The organism is Helicobacter sp. 13S00401-1, assembly GCF_002272925.1.
In the GTDB taxonomy this organism is placed as follows: Bacteria; Campylobacterota; Campylobacteria; order Campylobacterales; family Helicobacteraceae; genus Helicobacter_I.
Genome location: NZ_MLAR01000049.1, coordinates 1 through 531 on the forward strand (window position 1 = coordinate 1; position 531 = coordinate 531).

Genomic DNA, 531 nt, shown 5'->3' on the forward strand with positions numbered 1-531 from the left:
ACACCTTCTTCCTATTAGCATCACTCATTATCTCATCTGCTATATGAGTTACATTACTAGATATCTTAGTAGCATCATCAGCTATATTTACATTACCTTGAGTAGATTGTTCTAATAAAGATATAGCATCATTTATTTGAGTTATACCATTAGCTTGTTCTTTTATAGATTCAGCCATATCATTAATTGATTGAACTAAGATATTAGTATTAGATTCTATTTCTCCTAAAGACTTTTGAGTTCTTTCTGCTAGTTTTCTTACTTCATCTGCTACTACTGCAAATCCTCTTCCATGTTCTCCTGCACGTGCAGCTTCTATAGCTGCATTAAGAGCTAAGAGATTTATTTGATCTGCTATGTCTTTAATAATAACAGTAACACTTTTAATATCTTCAGATTGAGAGATTACTTCATTAGTCTTATTAGATACATTTTGCATAGACTGAGTTATTTCTTCTATAGCAGTAGCAGATTGTTCTAAAGAGCTAGCTTGTGCATTAGAACTTTGAGATAAGTTAGTAATAGAAGTAT

Annotated in this window: 1 protein-coding gene; it reads right to left on the reverse strand. The window is 31.1% G+C overall.

The annotated features are described in order from the left end of the window. Window positions 1-531: methyl-accepting chemotaxis protein (locus tag BKH43_RS08380; RefSeq protein WP_253248038.1), on the reverse strand; the 531-nt coding region annotated here is incomplete at both ends.